The 24,342-nt window shown below is 63.4% G+C and carries 24 protein-coding genes and 3 pseudogenes; 16 read left to right on the forward strand and 11 right to left on the reverse strand.

Annotation, left to right across the window (positions count from 1 at the left end):
* Positions 1 to 307, forward strand: a pseudogene (locus GJ630_RS07480) (nucleoside recognition protein); the annotation flags it as partial.
* A 21-nt stretch (positions 308 to 328) separates the two neighbouring features.
* Here the strand turns inward: GJ630_RS07480 and GJ630_RS07485 are convergent.
* Together GJ630_RS07485 and GJ630_RS07490 are read right to left on the reverse strand one after the other, a co-directional pair.
* On the reverse strand, positions 329 to 1,063 hold the full coding sequence (locus tag GJ630_RS07485) for a GNAT family N-acetyltransferase (RefSeq protein ID WP_050037484.1): 735 nt from the start codon (positions 1,061 to 1,063) through the stop codon (positions 329 to 331).
* Between the two features lie 123 nt (positions 1,064 to 1,186).
* Entirely contained in the window at positions 1,187 to 2,080 is an 894-nt protein-coding gene (locus GJ630_RS07490) for a CBS domain-containing protein (RefSeq protein WP_014039395.1), read from the reverse strand.
* Between the two features lie 87 nt (positions 2,081 to 2,167).
* Here GJ630_RS07490 and GJ630_RS07495 point away from each other — a divergent pair, with 87 nt between their 5' ends.
* The 3 genes from GJ630_RS07495 (at position 2,168) to GJ630_RS07505 (ending at position 4,818) form a co-directional block, all read left to right on the forward strand.
* Positions 2,168 to 3,124, forward strand: a complete 957-nt coding sequence (locus GJ630_RS07495) for a lamin tail domain-containing protein (protein ID WP_044952137.1) — start codon at positions 2,168 to 2,170, stop codon at positions 3,122 to 3,124.
* Between the two features lie 51 nt (positions 3,125 to 3,175).
* Positions 3,176 to 4,231: a molybdopterin-dependent oxidoreductase gene (locus GJ630_RS07500; protein ID WP_146418001.1), complete on the forward strand. Its 1,056-nt coding sequence runs from the start codon at positions 3,176 to 3,178 to the stop codon at positions 4,229 to 4,231.
* Positions 4,232 to 4,473: 242 nt separating this feature from the next.
* Positions 4,474 to 4,818 (forward strand): hypothetical protein, encoded by a 345-nt coding sequence (locus GJ630_RS07505; RefSeq protein ID WP_064287361.1) that lies wholly within the window; start codon positions 4,474 to 4,476, stop codon positions 4,816 to 4,818.
* A 57-nt stretch (positions 4,819 to 4,875) separates the two neighbouring features.
* On the opposite strand, the gene GJ630_RS07510 is transcribed toward GJ630_RS07505, so the two are convergent.
* The 7 genes from GJ630_RS07510 to GJ630_RS07540 all read right to left on the reverse strand — a co-directional run bounded on the left by GJ630_RS07510 (position 4,876) and on the right by GJ630_RS07540 (position 10,358).
* Positions 4,876 to 5,499, reverse strand: coding sequence for an HAD family hydrolase (locus GJ630_RS07510; protein WP_191449649.1), 624 nt, complete (start codon positions 5,497 to 5,499; stop codon positions 4,876 to 4,878).
* Positions 5,496 to 5,918 carry an RNA-binding domain-containing protein gene (locus GJ630_RS07515; protein WP_191449650.1) on the reverse strand — a complete coding sequence of 141 codons (423 nt, stop codon included), beginning with the start codon at positions 5,916 to 5,918 and terminating at the stop codon, positions 5,496 to 5,498. The genes GJ630_RS07510 and GJ630_RS07515 overlap by 4 nt, the downstream gene beginning before the upstream one ends.
* The gene (locus GJ630_RS07520; protein WP_050037486.1) at positions 5,915 to 6,478 is read right to left on the reverse strand and encodes an AAA family ATPase; all 564 of its coding nucleotides are present in this window, start codon (positions 6,476 to 6,478) and stop codon (positions 5,915 to 5,917) included. Before GJ630_RS07520 ends, GJ630_RS07515 begins: the two co-directional genes overlap by 4 nt.
* Positions 6,479 to 6,529: 51 nt before the next feature.
* Positions 6,530 to 7,372 (reverse strand): polyprenyl synthetase family protein, encoded by an 843-nt coding sequence (locus GJ630_RS07525; RefSeq protein ID WP_004594002.1) that lies wholly within the window; start codon positions 7,370 to 7,372, stop codon positions 6,530 to 6,532.
* Positions 7,373 to 7,433: 61 nt separating this feature from the next.
* Positions 7,434 to 8,384 (reverse strand): electron transfer flavoprotein subunit alpha/FixB family protein, encoded by a 951-nt coding sequence (locus tag GJ630_RS07530; RefSeq protein ID WP_014039402.1) that lies wholly within the window; start codon positions 8,382 to 8,384, stop codon positions 7,434 to 7,436.
* Positions 8,384 to 9,175: an electron transfer flavoprotein subunit beta/FixA family protein gene (locus GJ630_RS07535; RefSeq protein WP_008311121.1), complete on the reverse strand. Its 792-nt coding sequence runs from the start codon at positions 9,173 to 9,175 to the stop codon at positions 8,384 to 8,386. The genes GJ630_RS07530 and GJ630_RS07535 overlap by 1 nt, the downstream gene beginning before the upstream one ends.
* Before the next feature lie 85 nt (positions 9,176 to 9,260).
* Positions 9,261 to 10,358: a hypothetical protein gene (locus tag GJ630_RS07540; RefSeq protein ID WP_014039403.1), complete on the reverse strand. Its 1,098-nt coding sequence runs from the start codon at positions 10,356 to 10,358 to the stop codon at positions 9,261 to 9,263.
* 154 nt (positions 10,359 to 10,512) lie between these two features.
* Here GJ630_RS07540 and GJ630_RS07545 point away from each other — a divergent pair, with 154 nt between their 5' ends.
* Positions 10,513 to 11,745, forward strand: a complete 1,233-nt coding sequence (locus GJ630_RS07545) for a hypothetical protein (protein WP_023843112.1) — start codon at positions 10,513 to 10,515, stop codon at positions 11,743 to 11,745.
* 185 nt (positions 11,746 to 11,930) lie between these two features.
* Here GJ630_RS07545 and GJ630_RS07550 read toward each other — a convergent pair whose 3' ends face one another.
* Positions 11,931 to 12,551 (reverse strand): methyltransferase domain-containing protein, encoded by a 621-nt coding sequence (locus GJ630_RS07550; protein WP_008311118.1) that lies wholly within the window; start codon positions 12,549 to 12,551, stop codon positions 11,931 to 11,933.
* Positions 12,552 to 12,666: 115 nt separating this feature from the next.
* On the opposite strand from GJ630_RS07550, the gene ahaH reads away from it, so the two are divergent.
* From ahaH to GJ630_RS07605, 11 genes and pseudogenes are all read left to right on the forward strand, one after another.
* A complete protein-coding gene (ahaH, locus tag GJ630_RS07555) occupies positions 12,667 to 12,999 on the forward strand; it encodes an ATP synthase archaeal subunit H (protein WP_004964552.1) in 333 nt (110 codons plus the stop codon).
* Positions 12,986 to 15,237, forward strand: a pseudogene (locus tag GJ630_RS07560) (V-type ATP synthase subunit I). The gene ahaH and the pseudogene GJ630_RS07560 overlap by 14 nt, the downstream one beginning before the upstream one ends.
* Before the next feature lie 218 nt (positions 15,238 to 15,455).
* On the forward strand, positions 15,456 to 15,719 hold the full coding sequence (locus GJ630_RS07565) for a F0F1 ATP synthase subunit C (RefSeq protein WP_008311113.1): 264 nt from the start codon (positions 15,456 to 15,458) through the stop codon (positions 15,717 to 15,719).
* Between the two features lie 22 nt (positions 15,720 to 15,741).
* Positions 15,742 to 16,326 (forward strand): V-type ATP synthase subunit E, encoded by a 585-nt coding sequence (locus GJ630_RS07570; protein WP_008311110.1) that lies wholly within the window; start codon positions 15,742 to 15,744, stop codon positions 16,324 to 16,326.
* The gene (locus GJ630_RS07575) at positions 16,323 to 17,396 is read left to right on the forward strand and encodes a V-type ATP synthase subunit C (RefSeq protein ID WP_014039407.1); all 1,074 of its coding nucleotides are present in this window, start codon (positions 16,323 to 16,325) and stop codon (positions 17,394 to 17,396) included. The genes GJ630_RS07570 and GJ630_RS07575 overlap by 4 nt, the downstream gene beginning before the upstream one ends.
* Positions 17,393 to 17,716, forward strand: coding sequence for a V-type ATP synthase subunit F (locus tag GJ630_RS07580; RefSeq protein ID WP_014039408.1), 324 nt, complete (start codon positions 17,393 to 17,395; stop codon positions 17,714 to 17,716). The genes GJ630_RS07575 and GJ630_RS07580 overlap by 4 nt, the downstream gene beginning before the upstream one ends.
* 2 nt (positions 17,717 to 17,718) lie before the next feature.
* A pseudogene (locus GJ630_RS07585) lies at positions 17,719 to 19,478 on the forward strand (ATP synthase subunit A).
* Between the two features lie 2 nt (positions 19,479 to 19,480).
* A complete protein-coding gene (locus GJ630_RS07590) occupies positions 19,481 to 20,899 on the forward strand; it encodes an ATP synthase subunit B (RefSeq protein ID WP_014039410.1) in 1,419 nt (472 codons plus the stop codon).
* Positions 20,900 to 20,992: 93 nt separating this feature from the next.
* Positions 20,993 to 21,745 (forward strand): bacteriorhodopsin, encoded by a 753-nt coding sequence (locus tag GJ630_RS07595; RefSeq protein ID WP_023843114.1) that lies wholly within the window; start codon positions 20,993 to 20,995, stop codon positions 21,743 to 21,745.
* A gap of 109 nt (positions 21,746 to 21,854) precedes the next feature.
* Positions 21,855 to 22,547 (forward strand): V-type ATP synthase subunit D, encoded by a 693-nt coding sequence (locus tag GJ630_RS07600; RefSeq protein WP_004593983.1) that lies wholly within the window; start codon positions 21,855 to 21,857, stop codon positions 22,545 to 22,547.
* 56 nt (positions 22,548 to 22,603) lie between these two features.
* Positions 22,604 to 22,996 (forward strand): DUF6276 family protein, encoded by a 393-nt coding sequence (locus GJ630_RS07605; RefSeq protein ID WP_129755964.1) that lies wholly within the window; start codon positions 22,604 to 22,606, stop codon positions 22,994 to 22,996.
* A gap of 27 nt (positions 22,997 to 23,023) precedes the next feature.
* On the opposite strand, the gene prf1 is transcribed toward GJ630_RS07605, so the two are convergent.
* Entirely contained in the window at positions 23,024 to 24,280 is a 1,257-nt protein-coding gene (prf1, locus tag GJ630_RS07610) for a peptide chain release factor aRF-1 (protein ID WP_191449651.1), read from the reverse strand.
* Positions 24,281 to 24,342 lie beyond the last annotated feature (62 nt).

Consider the following 24,342-nt stretch of genomic DNA (forward strand, 5'->3'; position numbering starts at 1 on the left):
CGACGGGTTCGCTGGGCTGCTCGGCTTGCCCGGCGCGGCCATCCCAGTCATCGCCGCCTACGCCCTCGATACGACCTCGGGGGCGACGGTCATCGCGCCGCTCATCCGGAACGGAACCTTCACTGCCCGGACCGCCGTGGCGACGATGCTCGTCGGCGGCATCATCTCCTTTGCCGTCTCGACGTTCAAGCGCTCGATTCCCTTCCAGTTCGGCATCTGGGGCCGGGAGTTCGGCTCGAAAGTCATCGTCGTCAACACGGGGCTGAAAATCGTCTGGATCGCGCTGGCGCTGGCCGTCCTGCTGTAGTGAGAAACCGGTGGTCCGCCGTCAGTCGAACGTGTAGGCCATCATCACCTCGTCGACCTGCTCGCCGTCGATGCTGTAGTGGTTCCGGCGGATACCCTCGGTGTTCCAGCCGTGGTCTTCGAGGAACACCATCGCGTTCTCCGTGATCGCCGGCACGCTGTTGTACAGCTTCCGGTAGCCGTTGGCCTTCGCCCAGTCCAGCCCGCGTTGCATGAGCTGGCTGCCGATGCCCTGGCCACGCTGCTCTTCCCTGACGCCGACGGTGAGCTGGGCCGTCTCGCGGAGCTTGTCCAGTTGCGGGATATCGAGGTGACACCAGCCGACGACCTCCCCGTCGACTGTGGCGACGAAGAACACCCGCGATTCGACCGTGTTGTGTCGCGTGACGGCGTCCTCGTACAGCAACTGCTCGGCGACGCTCTCGGCGACGACGTACGTGCCGTCGCTGGACACGTTCCGAATGGTCTGGACGAGTCCCTCGAAATCGTCGTTGTGGGCCGGCCGAATCGTGTACGTCAGCCCGTTCGTGGTGTGTTGCTCGACCGAGCCGACATCGAGCGCCAGCGTCAGGGTCCCGCCGTCGTCCTCGATGTACCCCTTCGACAGGAGGTGTGTCAGTGCCTCCTCGAACGCCTCCGGCGAGAGGTCAACCATCTCACGGACTCTGTGCCGTGCCGCCGTCCCGTGTCGCTCGACGTGCTGATACACCTCCATCGCCGCGCTGGTCTCGAAAGTCGGCCGTTCGACAGCGTCCATAACAGACACATCTACTAGCAGATTATTAACAATTGTTATTTGGTAGCACAAAACATGAAACGCGGTGGGAGTTCTGTCCGAGCAGCCCTGTTCGAACGTGACAGGATGCGCCCGATTGTCGGCTCAGGCTGTGTCCGGAATCGGGTCGGAGATGACGACGGCGTCACCCTCGATGACGCAGTTCCCCTCTGAATCGTCAACGGCCGTGGCCAGGCGGAACCGGTTGTCCTTGATGCGCTCGACGACTTCGCAGTGGGCCGTGACTTCCTCGTCGATGTCGACGGGCCCCTGATAGCTCAGTTCCTGGGAGAGGTAGATTGTCAGCCCGGGGAGTCGTGCCAGGGCTGCACTGATAATTCCGGAAACGAGCGTTCCGTGGGCGATCCGGCGGCCGAAGCGCGTCCCCTCGGCGAACGCCGCGTCGAGGTGGAGTCTGTTCGTGTCGCCGCTCGCCTCGGCGAAGGCCTCCACATCGGCCTTGGATATCGTCTTGCTGAACTGGACGTGGTCACCCACGTCGATACCGTCGGCGGTCCCGTAGCTCTCGAACGTCCAGTCCTCGTTCTCGTACAGCGTGTCCGGCCGGGTGAACCGCTTTCGCTGGGTCTGGTCGTCGAACGCTCCCCTTGCCCGCGAGAGGTGCGGGATATAGTCCGAGAGGTCGGTCGTCGTGACGATGCCGACGAGAGACCCGTCCTCGACGACGGGCAGTTTCTTGATGTTGTTCGTCCGCAGCCGATCCACGGCCGTTTCGATGTCCGCGTCGGGCGTGACCGTCAACAGCGTCTCGGTCATTACGTCGCTGACCGACAGCGCTCTGGTATCTCCCTCGGCTGCGGTGACGGCGACGATATCGCTCTCCGTGATGATGCCGACACAGCCGCCATCGTCCTCGACGACGAGTGAACCGATATCCTCGTCGCGGAGGCGTTGAGCCGCCTCGATGACCGGAGCGTCGGGGCTGATCGTTTTGACCGGCGTCCGCATGATATCTCTGACTGGTAGCGGGACGAGCATCCTACCGGAACCCAGACATGGCAGACGTATAACAGTCCGCCCGACGACACCGGCACCCTTGTGTCGCCGGCCACCGACATCTCGACAATGCGTCGGCTCGCGTTCGGTCTCGTCGTCGTCCTCGTGGTCGCTGCCGGCTGCAGCGGCTTCACTACTTCTCCGTCTCAGCCCGCGGGGACCGCCGTTGACAGCCAGTCAGCAGTCGACGTTCCGGAGCCCGCTGTCACCGTGACCGTCACGGCTGTCGTCGACGGCGATACGATACAGGTCGCCTACGAGAACGGGACTGGTGACACGGTCCGACTGGTCGGTGTCGACACGCCCGAAGTCCACACAGAGAACGACCCCGCGGAGTTCGAGGGCGTCCCCGAGACCGACGCCGGTGCGTCCTGCCTCCGCAGGGCCGGCACAAACGCGTCGTCGCTCGCCAAGCAACAACTGCTGGGCGAGACAGTCGGGCTCGCGTTCGACCAGAATCTGGACCGCCGCGGCTACTACGACCGACTGCTGGCCTACGTCGTCCTCGACGGGACGCTGTTCAACTACCGACTCGTCGAGACTGGTCATGCGAGGGTATACGACAGTGAATTCTCCCGCACCGACCGATTCTACGTGGCCGAGGACGCTGCCCGCTCCGACCGACGCGGGCTCTGGCGCTGTACGGACCCGGACGCAGTGACCCACACGGCTATCGCCGACGGCGGGACCGAGAGTGCCAGCGGCGTCGAAATCGCGGAAATCCATCCCGATGCGACGGGCAACGACAACGAGAACCTGAACGACGAGTACGTCACGCTCACGAACACCGGTGACGCGGCTCTCGACCTTTCCGGGTGGACAGTCAGCGACGAAGCCGGCCACCAGTACGCGTTCACGGACCTGACCCTCGACCCGAACGCGTCGGTGACCCTCTACACCGGAAGCGGAACCGACACTGACACGGAACGGTACTGGGGCCGGAACGGGGCGGTCTGGAACAACGACGGCGACACTGTCGTCGTCCGGAACGCCAGCGGCGAGACGGTCCTGCGGCAGTCGTACTGACGCCGCTACGCAGGGATGGCAGTATAAACCGTTCCAGTGCTAACCGATAGCATGGCCATCCGCCGGCTGACGCCCACGCCACGGGCGGTCGACTGGGGGCTGTTCGCGGCGGTGGCGACGCTGCTTGCCACCGGTGTCGCCACCATCTTCGCAGGCATCCCCAGCAGCGCGTGGATAATCGACATCCACGCACTCTCCGGCGTCGTGCTGATCCTCCTCCTGCCGGTGAAGCTCCACCGCGTTTCCCACCGCGTCGCTCCGTCGCGGCTGACCGGGACTCGCGTCCTCTCGGTCGTCCTGGCGGCAGTCGCGCTGGGCGCGCTCGGCACCGGCGTCTGGTGGATATTCGGCGGCACGCTCGACCTCGGGCCGTGGGGGCTGTTTCACCTGCACGTCGCGCTCGGCCTGCTGGTCCCGCCACTGCTACTGGTGCATCTCCGTGCTCGGTTCTACTCTCCAAGACAGGCCACCCGTGGCGGCCGCCGGGACGTCCTCCGGTACGCCGGGCTGGTGACTGCCGGCGCGCTCCTCTGGCGAGTTCAGGGGCCAGTCAACGACGCGCTCGACTCGGCCGGCGCGGACCGCCGGTACACCGGTTCGCGGGAGGAAGGGACTGACGACGGCAACCGGTACCCCGTCACCAGTTGGGTCGCCGACGACCCGGACCCGGTCGACGCGGCCGACTGGTCGCTGTCGGTTGCCGGCCGAGTCGCTCAGGAGACCAGCTACGCCGCCGACGAACTCTCGCCGGACGCGACCGAATCGGCGATACTTGACTGTACGAGCGGCTGGTACTCCGGCCACGAGTGGCAGGGCGTTCGGGTCGGTGACCTGCTCGACGCCGTTGACCCCGACGACGCGGCGGCGTGGGTCCAGTTCCGCTCGGTGACCGGCTACCGGTGGAGCCTCCCGCTGTCGGAGGCCCGCGATGCCGTGCTGGCCACCCACGTCGACGGCGAGCGCCTGGCCCACGGGCACGGCTACCCGCTCCGACTCGTCGCACCGGGCCGCCGTGGCTTCCAGTGGGTGAAGTGGGTCGAGTCGGTCCGGGTCAGCAAGCGCCGCGAACTCGGTGAGTGGCTCGCGATATTCGTGAGCGGGCTCTGAATTTGTCCATGTGCTCCCAGCGGTAGCGCGGTCGCTGTTCCTTCAGGAAATCCCGTTTGGAAAGAGGAGATTACCCGCAGTATCTGCTCACTTCGGACGGGAACACCCCGACGCACTGTCTCTCTACGCTGACTCGGCGCTCAGCACAGTACGACAGGCCCAGCGGTCGAAAGAGCAGCTTACCACTGTAGTTGTCATTGAAGCTACCACTAACGAAGTGCTGTGGAGCAGTAGCGGGGGCTATGAACTGGCGGCAGCCCGCCCGACTCACCGGCCCGTCGAACACCGCCGTCGCCCTGTGGGTGGTTGCCGTCGCCTTCTTCGGCGTCGGCGACCTCGTCACGACGCTCGTCGGTTACAGCATTACCGGCGTGACAGAGCTCAGTCCGGTCGTCAAGCTACTGCTGGAACAGCACGCACTGCTGGTGCTGACTGGCCTGAAAGCCGCCGTGTTCGTGGGCTTTTTCGCCATCTGGAAGTACGTCTCCTGGCCGTACTCCATCGGTGTCCCGCTCGGACTGGCGCTGCTGGGCGTCGCGGTGACGGCGTGGAACACCGGCATCATCCTCACCGCCCTTCTGGCCTGAAACCGCCGGCTGACCGCCTCTGATACCCACGGCGTTCTGTGCCGGCAGTTGTATGTGCTACACCAGCGCGTCGATAGAATCCCAGAGGTCCGGCCCGCCGTCGTCGCCCGACTCGTAATGAATCGGCACGAAACCGGCGTTGCGGGCGCCCTCAACGTCGGTTTCGTACTCGTTACCGACCATCACATACTCGTCGGCCGGCAGCTCCTCCCGGACCCGGTCGAACGGCGCGCTATCCGGTTTGTGTGCGCCGACCTCGTAGGAGGCGACGAAGCGGTCGAACAGGTCAGCTAACCCGTGATGGGCAAGCTTCCTACGTTGCCAGTCCCGGACGCCGTTGGTGACGATTGCGAGTTGGTTGTCGGCAGCGAGTGCGGTCAGGCTATCCCGGGCCGCGTCGGGCACGGTCGTCGACGCGTACTCGGTCTCTCTGAGCGTCTCGACCACCGCAGCGAGGTCGGCGTCCGCTCCGGCCGCCTCGACGACGGCGGCCATAGATTGACGGTACGGCTCCGGCTCCAGTGCCTCGAAGGCCGTATAAAACGCGTCTTTGCTAACCGCCCGGAGTTCGTCCGTGTACTCAATGCCGTGGGCCTCGACCGTCCGGCGGATGATGTTCTTGTACGGCTCCGGGTAATGGACGACCGTGTCGTCGAGGTCGAAACAGATGGTCGTCGTCATGTGTCCTCGTCGTAGACCGGCTGGCCGTCCTCGGTCGGCGGCGCGACGTAGTCGATGTACTCCTCGGCCGTCGGTTCGTGGACGGTCACGTTCACGTGGATGTCGCCCAGTTCAGAGGGGTCACCGACCGCGAAGTTGATTCGGCCTTCGAACGCCGCTTGCTTCTTCACGTCGAACGCGAAGGTGTCGCCCTCCAGATTATCGAAGAAGACCGACCGGGCTGTATCCAGGATTTCCCGCCGGTGGAGCAGCTCGGAGAACCCGTCCATCGTGTGGACTTCGGCGACGAGTTCGCCGTGCTGGTGGGACGGGTCGGCCTCCGGGAAGAGATTCCGGACCGCGTCAGCGACCCGGTCGGTCACTTCAGTGTCGTTGACGGGGACTTCGATTCGGATGTCGACGGAGTAGACGGCGCTCATTGGTCGAGTGCCTCCGGACCGTCCCGAATCAGTGTACGAACAGTCCGCTGGAACGCGGCCAGCGTCTCCGTGTTTTCGATGGTCAGGTCGGCCATCTCCATGGCCTCGCCCATTCCGAAGCCGAGTTCGCGAGCGTCGCGGTCCTCGAGCGATTCGCCGCCGTCCTCCGCCGAGGTGTCCCGTCCACGGAGGTCGAGGCGGTCGGCCCGCAGTTCGAACGGAGCGTCTACCTCGACGAGTAGGAACGTGTCGCCGAACGCCGATTCGAACGCTTCGACCTCTACGTCCGACCGGATACCGTCGACGAGGACGGTGTCGTTCGATTCGAGTTCTGCCTCGATCATCGGTAGCGAGCGCTCGGCGATAGCGGCGGGGCCGTTCTCCTCTCGGAGCGCCTTCGCGACCGTCCCGTGGTCTGTCGCGGGGTCAAGCCCGCGGTCGCGGCACTCCTCGCGGATGACGTCGCCCATCGTCACGACCGGCACGCCCATCTCGGCGGCGACGTTCGCTGCCTCGCTTTTCCCGCTGCCCGGCAGCCCGACGATACCGATAACTGTCATTGCCGGGCGTAATCGAGCAGCGGGCAAAAGCCCTCCCGTTCGGATCGGTCCTCACCGCTCGCGGACAACGACGAACTCCGCGAGGTCGCGCAGGTACTCCATCGACTGGGACTCCGGGGCGTCGATGGTCGACAGCGACTCCAGCGCGGCGTCGGACTCGGCCCGCGCTCGCTCGTTTGCCTCCTCGGTCGTCAGTTCCGTCACTTCCACCAGCGACGGCCGCTCCATCTCCGCGTCGGTCCCGGCCGGCTTGCCCAGCGTTTCGGCGTCGGCCGTCGCATCGAGTACGTCGTCGCGCATCTGGAAGGCTACGCCAACCCGTTCAGCGTACTGACCGACCGCCTCAACCGTGTACGGGTCCGAGTCGGCGGCGATAGCTCCAAGTTCCGCCGCAGCGCGGAACAGCGCCCCGGTCTTTCGGCGGGCCAGTTCCATGTACTCCTTCTCGTTGGAGGGCTCCGCAACCAGTTCCATCGCCTCGCCCTCGCCCAGTTCGACCATCGACTCGGAGACGGTCTGCATGGCGCGCTCGTCCGTCGAGAATAGATTGAACGCTTCGCCGAGCAGGCCATCGGAGGCGATGATGGCCGGGCCGTGGCCGAAGGCTTCCCAGGCAGCCGGGGACCCCCGCCGGAGTTCTGACTCGTCGATGATGTCGTCGATGACCAGCGAGGCGTTGTGGACGAGCTCGATGCCGACCGCGAAATCGACAGCATCGGCCGGCTCCCCGCCCAGCGCCTCACACACCAGCACTGTCACCGTCGGCCGCACCCGCTTCCCCCCGGAAAGCGCCACATGACGCACTTCGTCTGCGAGTTCGTCCGGCTCCACGCTGTCGAGGACAGCCTCCAACCGCTCCTCGACCCGGTCCCGCCGGCGCTCGAGATACTCCATTACCGCTCCCTTAGGACTACCATAAAAAGTACCTTGTCACCCGCGATTCAGTGTATCGTGGCTACTGGAACTGCTCGATAAGTGCCGGGACGACCTCGAATAAGTCGTCCTGAATGCCGTAGTCGGCGATATCGAAGATCGGTGCGTTCGGGTCGGTGTTGATGGCGACAATCGTGTCCGAGCCCTTCATCCCGGCGACGTGCTGGACGGCCCCAGAGATGCCGATGGCGATGTACACGTCCGGGGTGACGACCTTCCCGCTCTGGCCGACCTGGCGGTCCTTCGCCAGCCAGCCGTTATCGATGAGCGGCCGCGAACCCGACACCGTCGCGTCCAGCGCCTCAGCGAGGTCGTGGATGATATCCAGATTCTCCTCTTCCTCGATACCGCGGCCGACGGACACCAGCACGTCCGCGTCCGTGATGTCGATATCGCCACCGCCGACCTCCTCAAAGCCCTTTACCGTGGACCTGACGGCGCTCTCATCGATGGTCGCGTCGAACGCCTCGATGGCAGCATCCCCGTCCGCTTCGATGGTCGGCCACTCAGCCGGACGGATGGTCACGGCCGCCTGGTCGGCGTGGACGTCGATTGTCGTTTCGGCTTTCGAGCCGTACAGTTCTCTGGTTGCAGTGAGGCCGTCCTCGGCGTCGATGTCGACTACGTCGGTCACGAGCGGCCGGTCCAGCCGGTTGGCGACTGCCGGCGCGTAATCGAGGCCGTTGACGCTGTTGGGCATCAGGAGGACGGTCGGGTCCAGCTCCGTGGCCAGTTGGGTGACGACCTGCGTGTACACGTCGTGGTTGAACTCCTCGCCGATATCGACGGTGTGGACGGTGTCGACGCCCTCGCGGTTCAGCTCTGCCCCGAACGCCTCGACGTCACCGCCGATAACGGCGGTGTGTAGCTCGCCGCCGAGTTCGTCGGCGAGATCGCGACCGGCTGCTAACTGTTCTAAGCTCACCGGTCGGAGCTCCCCACGCCGGTGTTCGGCGATAGCGAGGACCGACATTAGCTGGTCACCCCCTTCTCCGCGAGCAGTTCAGCCAATTCGGTCGCCGTCTCTTCGGGACTCCCCTCGAACACCGTCGCCTCGCCCTCGGTTTCAGGCTCGTATAGCGAGGTCTGTTCCAGCGGGCTCTCGATCCCGGCCGCGTCGAGGCCGATATCCGCCAGGCTGTACTCCGCGAGCTCCTTGCTCTGGGCCTGCCGGATGCCCCGAAGGCTCGCGTAGCGTGGGTCGTTGATCCCGGTCTGTATCGTCAGGACGGCCGGAATCTCGATGTCGGTGAGTTCCTCGACGCCGCCTTCCAGTTCCCGGTGGACGCTCGCGACACCTGCCTCCAGATCGAGGTCGAGGTCGTTGACGACAGCGCCCCACTCCATGTCGAGTTTGTCGGCCAGCGTGACGCCGGTCGCCCCGAACCCGTCGTCGGCGGACTGGACACCGGTCAGCACCAGATCGGGGTCTTCCTCGGCAGCGACGGCGGCCAGCACTTGGGCCTTCGTTTCGGGGTCCAGCAGGCCGGCGTCATCGAGTGCGTCGTCCCAGACACGGATCGCTCGGTCGGCCCCTTTCGCCAGCGCTTGCCGGATCGTTTCGTCCGTCTCGGACGGGCCGATAGTGGCGGTGACGACCTCGACGTCGTCGTGGGCCTCCTTTATCTGGACGGCCGCTTCGACAGCGTACTCGTCCCACTCGTTGAGGTCGGCTGTGACGTACCGGTCGTCGATAGCGAGTCCGTCGATCTCGAACTCGTCGTCGACGGCTGCCACCTCCTTCACCGTGACAAGGATTTTCATGCTGAGACGTCCGACCGGACAGCGAATAAACGTTTTCGAACCAGAAACCACGCCCGGCTCGTTTACAGTCAAATAGTCCGGACAGTTACTCGTCGAAGTCGGTGATCTCTTCGTCCGGGAACGAAATGAGGTTCTCCCGACCGATACGGAGTTTGTCGATGCGGCCCTCCTCGTCCATCGCTGAGAGCAACTGCGACACCTTCGCGTTCGACCACCCGGTCTCGGAGACGATGCGAGCCTGCTTCATCCGTCCGCCGTTTTCTTCCAGGAGCCGTTCGACGCGTTCCTCGTCGCTCAGCAGTTCGACGTCGACGTCGTCCGAGGCTGTGGTGTCGCTCACCGGGGCTGCCGTCCCGGTACTGTCGTCTCCGTCGTCGTCGGTCCCGGCAGCAACCGATGGCAGCGCGTCAGTGTATCCGGTCTTGAACATGTAACCGACGGCCCCGACGAGCAGCACCATCAGCACGACCCCGCCGATCCAGGTCGAGTCGACGCCGCCGAACATCGATCCAGGGGTTTCTGCCGGCGTCTGGGTATCCGGTTGTTCGCCAGTGTACACAACGGACAGGTACCCCGGCTCGAACGTCCGCCGTCCTTCGAAAACCAGCTTTCCGTCGTCGACGGCGCTCGGGGCGCTCTCCACCCCGTACTCAGGCGGTGGCGAGATAACGAGTCGCTGGTCCGCAGTTAGCGTCCCGAACCACGTACCGTCCGTTGAATTGAACGCGTCCCCGACGACGATGTTCTCGCCGGTGACGACTGCGAAGTTCGTCCACGTAAACTCGAGGATCAGTTGCCCCTTGCGGTCTGACACCTCGTACCGACGGTCGACGTCGGTAATCTCCATCTCGCGGCCGGTGACGGCACTGGCCTCGTCGCTCGCTTCCCGGAACGACGGCAGCCACACTGCCTCGGTGTCCTCGCTGGCGAACTGCTCACCGGTGTTCCTAAACCACTCAGTTTCGGATTCGTCGAGCGCGTAGGTGTCTGTTATCGTCCACTTGGCATCGCCGTTCGATTGGATCTGGAGAGCGAACGTCGTGTTCTCCGCGACCGGTGTCGGCGTCCCGGTCGTCTGCTGGGCGGGGACGGTATCTGTTGCCGCCGCTGTCGCAAGCGGCGGGGTCGCCAACAGGGCAAACAGGACAAGGAGGAGGAGGGCACCTGATACCCGCGGGGTCATTCTCGTTCACCGATGAACGTTCTGGGGGCAAAACCCTTTCCATCCGAGAATAAAACGTCAGCGGACGCTTTGAAAGGTCTCGTGGCTTCTCAGGTCATTATTGATACATGGAGAATGGGGAGATTTTTGTACGGTGGGCGAGTATTCGATGCTGATGCGTCCCCTCCCCGCAGTCGGTGTGATCCTCCTCATGGTCGTCTCCGTGGCTGCCCCAGTGACTGGGTTCGCCTCGCCGGCCCAGACCGCTGACGGCAGCGATCAGTTGCCACAGATCACGGTTGTCGACAACACGACGAACCATCTCACTATCCCGGCCAGCGACGTCAGGTCGACGACGTACAACCAATCGTCGATCGATGTCGGCGTCGCGGTTGCAGCCGGATCCAGTGACCTGCGGAGCGACTACGCGACGACGACGTTCGAACGGAAGTTCTTCCAGCAGGACAGCGAGGCCGCCCGCGACCGCCTCGTCGACGAGACATTGACCAACATCGAAAGCAAGCGAACGAGTCTGGAACAACGGAATCAGATCGCGATCCAGCAGTACGCAAACGGTGCGATAACCGCTAGGGAGTTCCTGCGACAGCGGGCGCTGCTCGACGCAGAGTCACGTCAACTGGCCACCCGACTCGACCGGATTCGGGCGACCGCTGGTACCGCACCGGACTACTCACTGTCACCGAACCAGCGCTTCCGGCTGGAAAACAACAGGGGCGTGCTCAAGACGTCCCGTGGCCCGATTAGTCAGCGTATCAGCGCTGAAACCGCCGGTAATACCGAGCCGAACACGGTATACGTCGAGGTTTCGTCCGAGGGGTACATGCTGTCGACGGTCGCAGACGGTCGGTACACGCGTGAGACGTATCTCGGACAGGACCGCGAACAGACGGCAATCGACCAGTTCGCCCGGACCAACGACTCCCTCCGTGCGGTCAACACGCGGGCGGAGACTCTCTACCCGTGGCTCTACAGCGAACAGTACCCGTCCGTCCAGACGTACGGCCGGAGTGCCATCTACCAGATTCAGGCCGATCACTCGAACGGACAGCTAACGGCCTATCTCGACGGCGGCACGACGAATGTCTTCTACGAAACCCAGCACCTCGAACTGACGACAGTCGACCGGTCGGAAGTAGCGACGAACGTGAACCAGTCAGTTCGCGTCCGAGTCGAGCAGTCCTTCGAGTCCGGACCGCTGCTCGTCACGGTCAGCGACAACAGTACGGGATCCACGGCGGATGCGACTGTCAGGATAAACGGTAAACGGATCGGGACGACCGGTACAGACGGCTCTCTCTGGACTGTCGAACCCCGTGGAGAGTACACGGTTACCGTCACCACACAGGACGGCGACCGAGTACGGGTTCCCGTCAGTGGATCGGCGTAGCACGGAAGAAAGCGGCTCTATGGTCGCTGTTACTCTGGTACTTCTGCAATCGTCGTAATCGCTCGCGGACTACCTGGTCGGGACTGCCGGACCACCTTTTTCCGGCTCGGGTAACCTCCGGTTACCGCTCACCGCAAAAACGTGGGCGAAAAAGCGGCTACTCGCTTTGCTCGTGGCTGAAGGGCTTACTCGGGTACTTCTGCAATCGTCGTAATCGCTCGCGGACTACCTGGTCGGGACTGCTGGATGTGGTGTTCGAACTCCTCGAATCCGGCCTCAGTGAACATCCGGTCGGCTTCCTCTTCGTCGTAAAACAGCATGATGGCGTCGGCCATCTTCTGGAAGACAGTCGAGTTCGGGTAGTCGGGGCCGACGATGAGGACCTTGCCACCGGGTTTGGTCAGTCGGCGACACTCCGCAAGCGCGTCGACGGGGTTGGGCCAGTACTCGATGGACCCCGAGGACCACACCGCATCGAAACTGTCGTCCTTGAACGGGAGTCGCTCGGCGTCACCGAGATGATAGCGCACGTCGCCGAACTTGCCGAACTTCTCGAACGCTTTCGAGAGCTGGTGGGGGCTCTGGTCGAGCCCGTACACCGTATCGACGTGTTCGAGCAGCCCCTCGGTGGCGAAGCCGGTGCCACAGCCGACATCGAGGACCTTGTCGTCGGGCGAAAGATCGAGCATCGCAATCGCCTCGTCGCGCATCCGCTCGTCCCAGATGAAGGGGTTGATCTGGTCGTACACCTTCGAGAGATACTTGTAGAACGTCCGCGCGCGGGCCTTGTTCTCGAGGACTCCCATTACTGCCAGCTTAGGACTTGGCGGTCATAATTCCCCGGATTTTGGCCGCTCTATCACACGGGGAAACTTCGCAACTACCAAATAGCCGCTCTGGCAACGCTCACATGATTAGAGAATGCCACGGCCAGAAGTTCTTGACAGGATACAGGAGGCCGAGCAGGAGGCCGACGAGATCGTCGAAGAGGCCGAACAAGACCGCGAAGACCGCATCGCGGAGGCTCGCGAGGAGGCCGACGAGATCCGCGAATCCGCGCGGGAAGAGGCCGAGGCGGCTGCCGAGGACCGTCTTGAATCGGCTCGCGAAGAGATCGAGGCCGAACGCGAGCAAATCATCGAAGACGGTGAGAGCGCTCGCGACGACCTCGAACAGCAGGCAAGTGAACAGATCGACGAGGTAGTCGAATACGTCACAGACCTGTTTGAGGAGGCGGTGCATGCTCAGACCTGAGAAGATGTGCCGCGTCTCGGTGACGGGGTCGAAACGCGCGATGGAGCAGACTATTGAGGCCGTCCACGACCTCGATATGCTCCACGTCACCGAGTATGATGGCTCCTGGGACGGATTCGAACCGGGGAACTCGCTTACCGGAACCAACGAGGTTTCGGACAAGCTTGTCACGGTTCGCTCGCTACAGTCCATTCTGGACGTCAGTGAGGAGGACGCCGGCCCAACCCGAGTTGTCACCGACGAGGCGATCGAGGAGCAACTCGACGAGGTTCGGACAGCGGTCAACGAACTCGACGACCGGCGTGACGATGTCCGGGACGAACTCCGGGCTGTTGAGGACCAGATCAACACGATGGCGCCGTTCGTTGCGCTGGGCATTGATCTCGACCTGCTCCGTGGCTACGACTCGCTGTCCGTCGTTGTCGGCGAGGGCGACAGCGACGAGATCGAGGCTGTCCTCGCAGACAGCGACGTCGGGACGTTCGAACTGTTCACCGAGGACGGCATCGTCGCCGTGTTCGCACAGGCCGACGAAGACGCCCTGCAGGACGCGCTCGTCGGGGCGACGTTCTCCCGACTCGAAATCCCCGACGGCGACGGCGACCCGACGGCGTATCTCGAAGAGCTGGAACACGAGAAACAGCAGCTCGAATCGAAGCTCTCGACCGTCGAGGACGAACTCAACGAACTCCGACTCGACCACGCCGGGTTCCTGCTCGCGGCCGAGGAGAAACTGGCTATCGAGGCCCAGAAGGGCGAAGCGCCGCTCACCTTCGCAACGACGGAAAACGCCTTCATCGCCGAGGGCTGGATTCCGAACGAGCGCTACGAGGAGTTCGAGCGGGCCCTTTCGAGTACTGTCGGCGACGCTGTCGACATCGACAGGATCGAAATCGCCGAGTACGACAGCGAGGGGCACGCAGAGTCCCACGAAGAAGTCGAGCGGGAAGGCGGCAACGGCGGCGAACCCGTCGGAAGCTCCGTCGATGCTCCCGAACCGGAGAGCGAGCGCCAACCGCAGGAAACCGTCGCTGACGGTGGCGTCATCACGATGGGTGACGACGCGCCGCCAGTCATTCAGGACAACCCGAAAGGCGTCAAGCCGTTCGAGGACCTCGTCGAGGTCGTCAACCGGCCGAAGTACGGCGAGTTCGACCCGACGGTCGCCTTCTTCCTGACGTTCCCGGCCTTCTTCGGGTTCATGATCGGTGACGTCGGGTATGGACTGCTGTACTCGCGCTCGGCTACGGGCTGTACTCAGCGGTTGACAGCGATGTGCTGAAAAGCCTCGGGGGTGTCGGAATGTGGGCCGGTGGATTCACGATGCTGTTTGGCCTGCTGTACGGCGAGATCTTCGGCCTGCACACAATCTCGAACGTCGTGTGGCCTGCCCTCGGGTTCGAAGGGGCGCCGTTCCACAAGGGACTGCAGCCGGCGTACGGCGAGTACGCGATCGGGTGGCTGACGCTGAGTCTGCTGGCCGGGATGCTCCACCTCGCTGTGGGGTGGACGTTCGACTTCATCGAGAACCTGAACCACGGCCTCTGGGACGCCGTCACCGAGAGCGGCTCCTGGCTCCTGATGCTGTTTGGCCTCTGGGCCTGGGTGTTCTCCGGCGCAGCGGGCTCGGCACCGGACTTCCTCTACACCGCTGAGGAAGGCATCTTTGCCGGGAACCCGTTCCCGCTCGGCTTCGCCGGGCTCCCGGCTATCGACCTGTTCAGTGTCGGTGGGTTCCCGATATCAGCGTGGTTGCTGGTGTTTTTCGCTGGCCTCGTGTTGCTGGCGCTCGCTGACCCCATCGAAGTCGTCGAGTTCCTCAACGTGTTCGTGAACGTGCTGTCGTACACGCGACTGGCAGCAGTACTCCTGGCGAAGGCCGGGATGGCCTTCGTGGTCAATCTGCTGTTCTTCGGTGTGTTCGTCACGGACGACGGAGCGTGGCACTTCGGTATCAGTCACGCACCGAGCTACTACCTCGAGGAAGGCGTCTACCACGGCCACGAAGTCACAGAGGTCATGTTCGGAGGCCTGATGCACTCGGGCATCGCTGGTCTCGTCGGTGGACTGCTCGTCCTTGTGCTGGGGCACCTCCTCGTCCTCGTACTGGGTATCACCAGTGCCGGACTACAGGGTGTGCGTCTCGAATACGTGGAGTTCTTCGGCAAGTTCTTCGAGGGCGGCGGCAAGCGGTACAACCCGTTCGGCTACGAGCGGACCTACACCACTGACGACTGACCGCTATCGACCTTACTTCCGATATTTGTCGGTACTCCGGTAGCTACTGCCCTACCGTCGCGTACTCGGGGGCTGGTACCAGATGACAACCGTGGTTGAGAGCGCGGCTAAACCCACGGAACAGCATCTTGACGAAGTGTTTTGGGAAGCTTTATGAAGTCCGTGGAGTCACATACGCCTGTTCGGACACGAGCAACCTCAGAGAGGATCTCAACAACATGATAGAAACTATCGCACTCGTTGTCAACGCTGTACTGCAAGAAGGTGGCGCCGCTGCTCCGGCTATCCCGGGAGAAGCTGCTGCAGCCCTCGCTGTCGGGCTGGCTGCGCTCGGTTCGGGATACGCGGAACGTGGGATCGGGGCCGCCGCCGTCGGCGCAATCGCAGAAGACGAGAGCATGTTCGGCCGTGGGCTCATCCTGACAGTCCTGCCGGAAACGCTCGTCATTCTCGCGCTGGTCGTCGTCTTCATCCTCGGTTAACCACTCTCTCCCTTTTCCAATAATGAGCCTTCAAACAGTCGTAGAGGACATCCGCGACGAGGCCCGCGCGCGTGCTCAGGAGATTAGCGACGCGGCCGACGAACGTGCCGAGGAGATTATCGCCGACGCCGAGGCCGACGCCGAGCAGATCCACGAGGAACGCGAGGCCGAGGTCGAGCGGACCATCGAGCAGGAGCGAGAGCAGCGACTCTCCTCCGCGAAGCTCGAGGCCAAACAGGCTCGACTCAACGCCCGGCGTGACATCCTCGAAGACGTTCACGGCGACGTAGAGGACGCGCTTGCGGCCCTCGAAGGGGACCGACGAGAGGAACTGACACGCGCACTGCTTGACGCCGCCGTCGATGAATTCGACGACAGCGACGAGCTGTCGGTGTACGGCCGTGCGTCGGACCAGTCGCTTCTCGAGGATGTACTCGATGACTACGACGGCGCGACGTACGCCGGTGAGCGGGACTGCCTCGGCGGCGTCGTCGTCGAGAGCGGTGAGTCGCGAGTCCGTGTGAACAACACGTTCGATTCCATCCTGGAGGACGTCTGGGAGGACAACCTGAAAGCAATCAGCGACCGCCTGTTCGAAGACCAATGAGTTCGCGAACGGGAACGAGCGGCCAGGGAAGCAACTACGAGTACGTCATCGCACGGGTTCGTGCCCGAAGCGCGTCCCTGTTCGACGATGACGACTACCGGAAGCTGGTCCGCATGGGGACGGGCGAGATAGCCCGCTTCATGGAGGAAACGGAGTACGAGACCGAAATGAACGCGCTCGGCTCCCGGTACGACGGCGTCGACCTCGTCGAGTACGCGCTGAACCGCAACCTCGCGAAACACTTCGACGACCTGCTTCGCTGGTCCGAGGGGGCGCTGTACGACTACATCGCCCGCTACCTGCGGAAGTTCGACGTGTGGAACGTCAAGACCGTCATCCGCGGGCTTTACTCTGACGCGGAGCGGACCGAGGTCGAGGACGACCTCATCCGGGCCGGCGAGTTCACCGACCGGCGTATCGAGGACCTGCTGAACGCCGGTTCTATCGAGGAGGTCGTCGAGCAGCTCGACGACACTATCTTCGGTGACACGATGGCCGAGGCGTTCGACGTCTACGAGGAAAGCGGCGTCCTCGTGCCTCTGGAGAACGCGCTCGACCGCGCCTTCTACGAAACACTGCTGTCCGGCTTGCCGGACAATCCGGAGATCGACAGCCCGACCGGGCTGTACGTCGAGTTCCTGGAGACGGAAGTCGACTTCCGCAACCTCCGGAACGCGCTCCGGCTGGCCCGCAGTGGCGCGGACCTCGACCCCTCGGAGTACTTCATCGAGGGCGGCCAGCTGTTCGACGCACAGGAGGTCGCACAGCTGTCGACGAATCTCGACCAACTGGTCAGTGCCGTTCGCGAGAGCAAGTACGGCGACGACCTCGATCAGGCGCTGTCGGCGCTTGAGGAGGCCGACAACCTCATCGACTTCGAGCGGGCGCTGGACGCGGCGCTGCTCGAATACGCCGACCGGCTCTCGAACCGCTATCCGCTGTCGGTCTGTCCGGTGTTGTCGTACATCCTCAAAAAGGAGCGCGAGGTCGACAACATCCGGGCCATCGCCCGCGGTCGCGAGGCCGGCCTCGGCCCCGACGAGATCGAACAGGAGCTGGTGATACTATGAGCCAGGAGATCGCTGTCATCGGAAGCCCGGAGTTCACGACGGGCTTTCGGCTGGCTGGCGTCCGCAAGTTCGCGGACGTGCCTGCTGACGAGAAAGACGAGCAGCTCGACGACGCCGTCGAGGAGATGCTCGACGACGACGACGTCGGTATCGTCGTGATGCACGACGACGACCTGTCGCATCTCTCACGCGGTGTCAGGCAGGACGCGGAGACGAGTGTCGAGCCGGTGATGGTCACGCTCGGCGGCGGCACTGGGAGCGGCGGACTGCGTGAACAGATCAAGCGAGCCATCGGTATCGACCTGATGGACGAGGACTAACCATGAGTCAAGCAACAGACACAGACGTCCGCGAGGACGGCATTATCGAAAGCGTCTCGGGACCGGTCGTAACGGCTCGGGACCTCGACGCCCGGATGAACGACGTCGTTTACGTCGGCTCGGAAGGGCTGATGGGCGAGGTCATCGAGATCGAAGGAAACATCACCACGATTCAGGTGTACGAGGAGACCTCCGGTGTCTCCCCCGGCGAACCCGTCGAAGGGACGGGCTCGCCCCTCTCCGTGGACCTCGGGCCGGGCATGCTCGACGCCATCTACGACGGTGTCCAGCGCCCGCTCGACGTGCTCGAAGAGAAGATGGGGTCGGCGTTCCTCGACCGCGGTGTCGACGCGCCGGGCATTGACCTGGAGAAGACCTGGGAGTTCACCCCTGAAGTCGAGGAAGGCGACGAGGTCGAGGCCGGCGACATCGTCGGCACCGTCCCCGAGACGCCGAGTATCGACCACAAGGTGATGGTCCCGCCCGACTCCGAGGGTGGCGAGGTCGTCGCCATCGAATCGGGCAACTTCAACGTCGAAGAGACGGTCGTCGAACTGGACAGCGGCGAGGAGATCCAGATGCACCAGGAGTGGCCGGTGCGCCAGCAGCGCCCGACCGTCGACAAGGAGACCCCGACGGAACCGCTCATCTCGGGCCAGCGCGTACTCGACGGCCTGTTCCCGATTGCGAAGGGCGGAACGGCCGCCATTCCCGGTCCGTTCGGGTCCGGGAAGACGGTCACCCAGCACCAGCTCGCCAAGTGGGCCGACGCGGACATCGTCGTCTACGTCGGCTGTGGTGAGCGTGGCAACGAGATGACCGAGGTCATCGAGGACTTCCCGGAACTGGAGGACCCGACCACCGGCAACGCGCTGATGGACCGGACCTGCCTCATCGCCAACACGTCGAACATGCCCGTCGCGGCACGCGAATCCTGCGTGTACACGGGGATTACCATGCGGAGTACTTCCGCGACATGGGGTACGACGTGGCGCTGATGGCCGACTCCACCTCCCGGTGGGCCGAGGCCATGCGCGAAATCTCCTCCCGACTCGAGGAGATGCCGGGCGAGGAGGGGTACCCCGCGTACCTTTCCGCTCGCCTGAGCGAGTTCTACGAACGTGCCGGGTACTTCGAGAACATCAACGGGACCGAGGGCTCTGTCTCAGTCATCGGGGCCGTCTCGCCGCCTGGCGGGGACTTCTCCGAGCCGGTCACCCAGAACACGCTGCGTATCGTCAAGACGTTCTGGGCGCTGGACGCGGACCTGGCCGAACGCCGGCACTTCCCCTCTATCAACTGGAACGAGTCGTATTCGCTGTATCGCGACCAGCTCGACCCGTGGTTCGAGGACAACGTCCGGGCCGACTGGCCGGAGACGCGCCAGTGGGCCATCGACACGCTGGACGAGGAAGCGGAACTGCAGGAGATCGTCCAGCTCGTCGGGAAGGACGCGCTGCCCGAGGACCAGCAGCTGACGCTCGAGATCGCCCGCTACCTGCGCGAGGCATGGCTCCAGCAGAACGCCTTCCACGACGTGGACACGTTCTGTGAGCCCGAGAAGACCTACCGCATCATGGACGCCGCCAAGACGTACAACGATGCGGCCTTCGAGGCGCTGGATGCCGGTGTCCCCGTCGAGGAGATCACCGACATCGACGCCGCGCCGCGGCTCAACCGTATCGGCGTGCAGGAAGACTACAACGAGTACATCGACGACCTCGAAGACGACATCGAGTCTCAACTGCGGGAGCTGTACTAACAATGAAAGAGTATCAGACAATCACGGAGATCAGCGGACCGCTGGTGTTCGTCGAAACCGACGAACCGGTCGGCTACGACGACATCGTCGAAATCGAGCTCAGCGACGGCGAGACCCGCCGTGGCCAGGTGCTCGAATCCGCGAGCGACTACGTTGCCATTCAGGTGTTCGAGGGGACCGAGGGTATCGACCGCGATGCCTCGGTTCGCTTCCTCGGCGAGACGATGAAGATGCCCGTCACCGAGGACCTCCTCGGGCGGGTCATGGACGGGACCGGTCAGCCGATCGACGGTGGGCCCGAGATCGTCCCCGACGAACGCCGCGACATCGTCGGCGAGGCGATCAACCCCTACTCCCGGGAGTACCCCGAAGAGTTCATTCAGACGGGTGTTTCGGCCATCGACGGCATGAACACGCTCGTCCGCGGCCAGAAGCTGCCGATCTTCTCCGCCTCCGGCCTGCCACACAACGACCTGGCACTCCAGATCGCGCGACAGGCGACGGTGCCGGAAGAGGAGGACGGCGAAGACGACGAAGGGTCAGAGTTCGCTGTCATCTTCGGCGCGATGGGTATCACGGCCGAAGAGGCAAACGAGTTCATGGACGACTTCGAGCGCACCGGCGCGCTGGAACGCTCCGTCGTCTTCATGAACCTCGCGGACGACCCGGCCGTCGAGCGGACGATTACGCCGCGGCTGGCGCTGACCACCGCCGAGTACCTTGCCTTCGAGAAGGACTACCACGTCCTGGTCATCCTGACGGACATGACCAACTACTGCGAGGCACTGCGCGAGATCGGTGCCGCGCGTGAGGAGGTCCCGGGCCGGCGTGGCTACCCCGGATACATGTACACTGACCTGGCACAGCTCTACGAGCGTGCCGGTCGGATCGAGGGTCGCGAGGGGTCCGTGACTCAACTCCCGATCCTGACGATGCCGGGCGACGACGATACGCACCCGATTCCGGACCTGACCGGGTACATTACCGAAGGCCAGATCTACATCGACCGCGACCTCAACAGCCAGGGCATCCAGCCGCCGATCAACGTTCTGCCCAGCCTGTCGCGGCTGATGGACGACGGTATCGGCGAGGGGCTGACTCGCGCCGACCACGCCGACGTGAAAGACCAGATCTTCGCCGCGTACGCGGAAGGTGAGGACCTGCGCGACCTCGTGAACATCGTCGGTCGCGAGGCGCTGTCGGAACTGGACAACAAGTACCTGGACTTCGCCGACCGCTTCGAGGAGGAGTTCGTCGATCAGGGGACCGACACGGCCCGCAGTATCGACGAGACGCTCGAACTCGGCTGGGACCTGCTCTCGATGCTCCCGAAGGATGCGCTGAACCGCATCGACGAGGACCTCATCGAGGAGCACTACCGCGAGGACGAGACCGCCGAAACTGTCGAAGCCGAAGCCTGACAACGGCCCTATATCTCACGGCTCTTCGCAATTTTTACCATATATTTTGGGTACGCGACTGTTTAGCGTTGACCTCCTATACTAGAGTGCACTATGCCAGAACCAGGGAGTGAAGCGATATGGCTGTGGTTAGGTACAGCGGGCATGTTCCTCGGCATGCTATACTTCATCGCGCGTGGCTGGGGTGAAACCGACAGCAGGCGTCAGAAGTTCTACATCGCGACAATACTGATCACGGCAATCGCGTTCGTGAATTACCTCGCGATGGCACTCGGGTTCGGCCTGACGTTCATCGAGTTCGGCGGGTCGGAACACCCCATCTACTGGGCGCGATACACCGACTGGCTGTTCACGACGCCGTTACTGCTGTATGACCTCGGACTGCTTGCAGGGGCAGACCGCAACACCATCGCCTCGCTCGTCAGCCTCGACGTGCTGATGATCGGTACCGGTGTGGTCGCGACGCTAAGCGCAGGGAGCGGCGTGCTGTCGGCCGGCGCGGAACGGCTGGTCTGGTGGGGTATCAGCACCGCCTTCCTGCTGGTCCTGCTGTACTTCCTGTTCGCCTCGCTGTCCGGTCGGGTCGCAGACCTGCCCAGCGACACGCGGAGCACGTTCAAGACGCTGCGAAACCTCGTGACGGTCGTGTGGCTGGTCTACCCGGTCTGGTGGCTCGTCGGCAGTGAAGGACTCGGCCTCGTCGGTATCGGGATCGAGACGGCCGGCTTCATGGTCATCGACCTCGTCGCCAAGGTCGGCTTCGGTATCATCCTGCTCCGTAGCCACGGCGTGCTTGACGGTGCTGCGGAGTCGACCAGCACCGGCGCAACGCCTGCAGACGACTAACGACTGCCGTTCGCCGACTTCGTTTTTTGGGTGTCGATCCGGAAGCGGCGGCGCTCGAACCGAAATAACTGGAAACCGTTAACTGCCTACGTCGAAAAAAAGACCCGTAATGGCTAAGGACGTCAAACCCACGCGCAAGAATCTGATGCAGATCGAGGACCGCATCGAGCTGTCCGAGCGTGGGCACGACACGCTGGAGAAGAAGCGTGACGGCCTCATCATGGAGTTCATGGACATTCTGGACCAGGCTCAGGACGTCCGTGAAGACCTCGACGGTTCCTACGAACGGGCCCAGCGCGCGATCAACATGGCCCGGGCGATGGAAGGCGACGTGGCCGTCCGTGGGGCCGCCGCAGCACTGAAAGAACACCCGGAACTGACGACCCAGTCGAAAAACATCATGGGCGTCGTCGTCCCGCAGATCGAGTCCAGCAAGGTCCGGAAGTCACTGGACGAACGCGGCTACGGCGTCATGGGGACCTCGGCCCGCATCGACGAGGCCGCCGAGGCCTACGAGGAACTGCTCGAGAACATCATCCTCGCCGCCGAAGTCGAGACGGCGATGAAGAAGATGCTCGAAGAGATCGAGACGACGAAACGGCGTGTCAACGCCCTCGAATTCAAACTCCTGCCCGATCTCTACGACAACCAGGAGTACATCGAGCAGAAACTCGAAGAGCAGGAGCGCGAAGAGATCTTCCGCATGAAGAAGATCAAAGCCAAGAAAGAAGAGGAAGAGGACGCGCTCGCGGCCGAAGAGGAAGCACAAGAAGAGCCCGAAGCGGTCACTGCTGACGACTGATCGGGGAGTCCGTCCTGACCGGTATCGTTTTTGCGCTTTCAGGTTCGTGCTTGAGTATGTCCTGTCCCGACTGCGGTGGCGACCTCGTTTCGTTCCCAGTCCCGTCTGATCTCCAGCAATATCTCCCCGGAGACGCACCGGGTGCCAGCGTCTGTCAGTCCTGTTTAGCTCTCCAACCGGAGACGGAGCCACCCACTGCTGTCCCGGACTTTACTGGTCTCGATAGTTCCATCCCCGATAACGACGACGCAGCGGTCCCGCTGGTGTTGCTCGTCGGGCTACTCGATTCGCTGGCGATGCACCGGGCGGAGATCACTGCGTTGCTGGAACGAATCGAGCGCGAGGGCGTCGACCCGCTACTGGTACTGGACCGCCTCGACGCCAGTTACGGGGAGGCGGCCCACGTCGACCTCGGCCGTCGTCGTCGGCAACTGGAACAGTTGTTATAACAGAACTGAAAGTGCGAACGACGGTCGTTAGACGCCCGTCGAATAGCGCAGCAGGCCGGCGACGCCGCCGAAAGCAGTCAGCAGCTGTTCGCCCTTCTCGAAGTCCGTCGAGATGAACACCGTCTCGGTGCCGCGCTGGTCGGCCAGTTCCATCAGGTGGTCGATGGCGTCTTCGCGCTCGCCGTCCTCGGCGTCGACGGTGGCGCCACAGCGGGAACAGTCGTGGTCGTCGGTGCTCGCGTTGCTGTTGATGAGTTCGTATTCGTCGTGGCCGTTCTCGCAGGTGTAGGCGACCACGTCCTTCCGGAGGTCCTCGGAGATGAGCAGCTGTTCGACCGCGCCCATGTTGAGGTTCTGGCGCGTCTGGTCGAACCCGTAGGTGGCCTTGTCCCCGTTGTGGAGCTGCTTGAAGAAGTCCTCCATGAGCTCCTTGTCCCGGAGCATCTCGTGTTCGGCCAGCACCTCGTCGGCCGCGTCAACGAGATCGTACAGCCCTGACTCGTCCGTGTAGGCCACGTCGAACTTCCCGAGCACCATGTCCTGCAGTTCGTGGTGGAGGTAGTCGCCGTCGAGGAACTCGTCTTTCGTCGGTGAGGGCCCGCCGACGAGGATGCCGTCCAGTTCGTGGCGGTCGGCGACGAACAGGTCGTTGGCCATGCCGGCGACTTCCTGATAGAAGTTGTCGATGGCTTCGAGACGGAGGCGGGCGAAACGCTGGGCGGACTGACCACCTTTTCGCTGTTTGCCCGGGACCAGCGAGGAGGCGGATTTGACGGGTTCGACCCGTTTGCCCTTCAGCCAGCCAACGTTGGCCTCGCGCCGGTCGAGCACGATGAGGCCGAACAGCCCTTTGTCGGCCAGCATGTGCTCCAGGGGCTCGGTGAGGAACTCCGAGTCACAGTGATAACGGAACGACTCGATGGGGTCCGGCGGGGATTCGAGTACCTTCGTTACCATGTCGGTCCGACCGCCGCCGGTGTCGAATGCACCCGAGAACACGACCAGCCCGTTGTCAGGAGGTCGCACGTCGTAGTACCGGAGGCGGTCCTTGATTGAAGTGAGTGCGTCCTGCACCGCCGTCCGGGTGTCCTTCGACTTGATGTTCGAGGCTTCGGAGTGCTCCTGGGTGACGTGGGCGACGACGTCGCTGATCTGCTTGTCCTCGGGCACGTAGATAGAGACGAGTTGGGTTCCCGAGCCCTGGTACCCCTTGAGTTCCTCTATGACCTTTCGGAACTCGTATTTCTGCTTGTCAGATTGCTCCTGTTCCTGCTGCTCGCTCATTACTCTCTGTTGGCCGAGGTGGCGTAAGAACCTGTTGACAGCGAGGGGCGCGAACGGAGTGA

The sequence above is a fragment of the Haloarcula sp. CBA1122 genome (genome assembly GCF_009741785.1).
GTDB classification, from domain to species: domain Archaea; phylum Halobacteriota; class Halobacteria; order Halobacteriales; family Haloarculaceae; genus Haloarcula; species Haloarcula hispanica.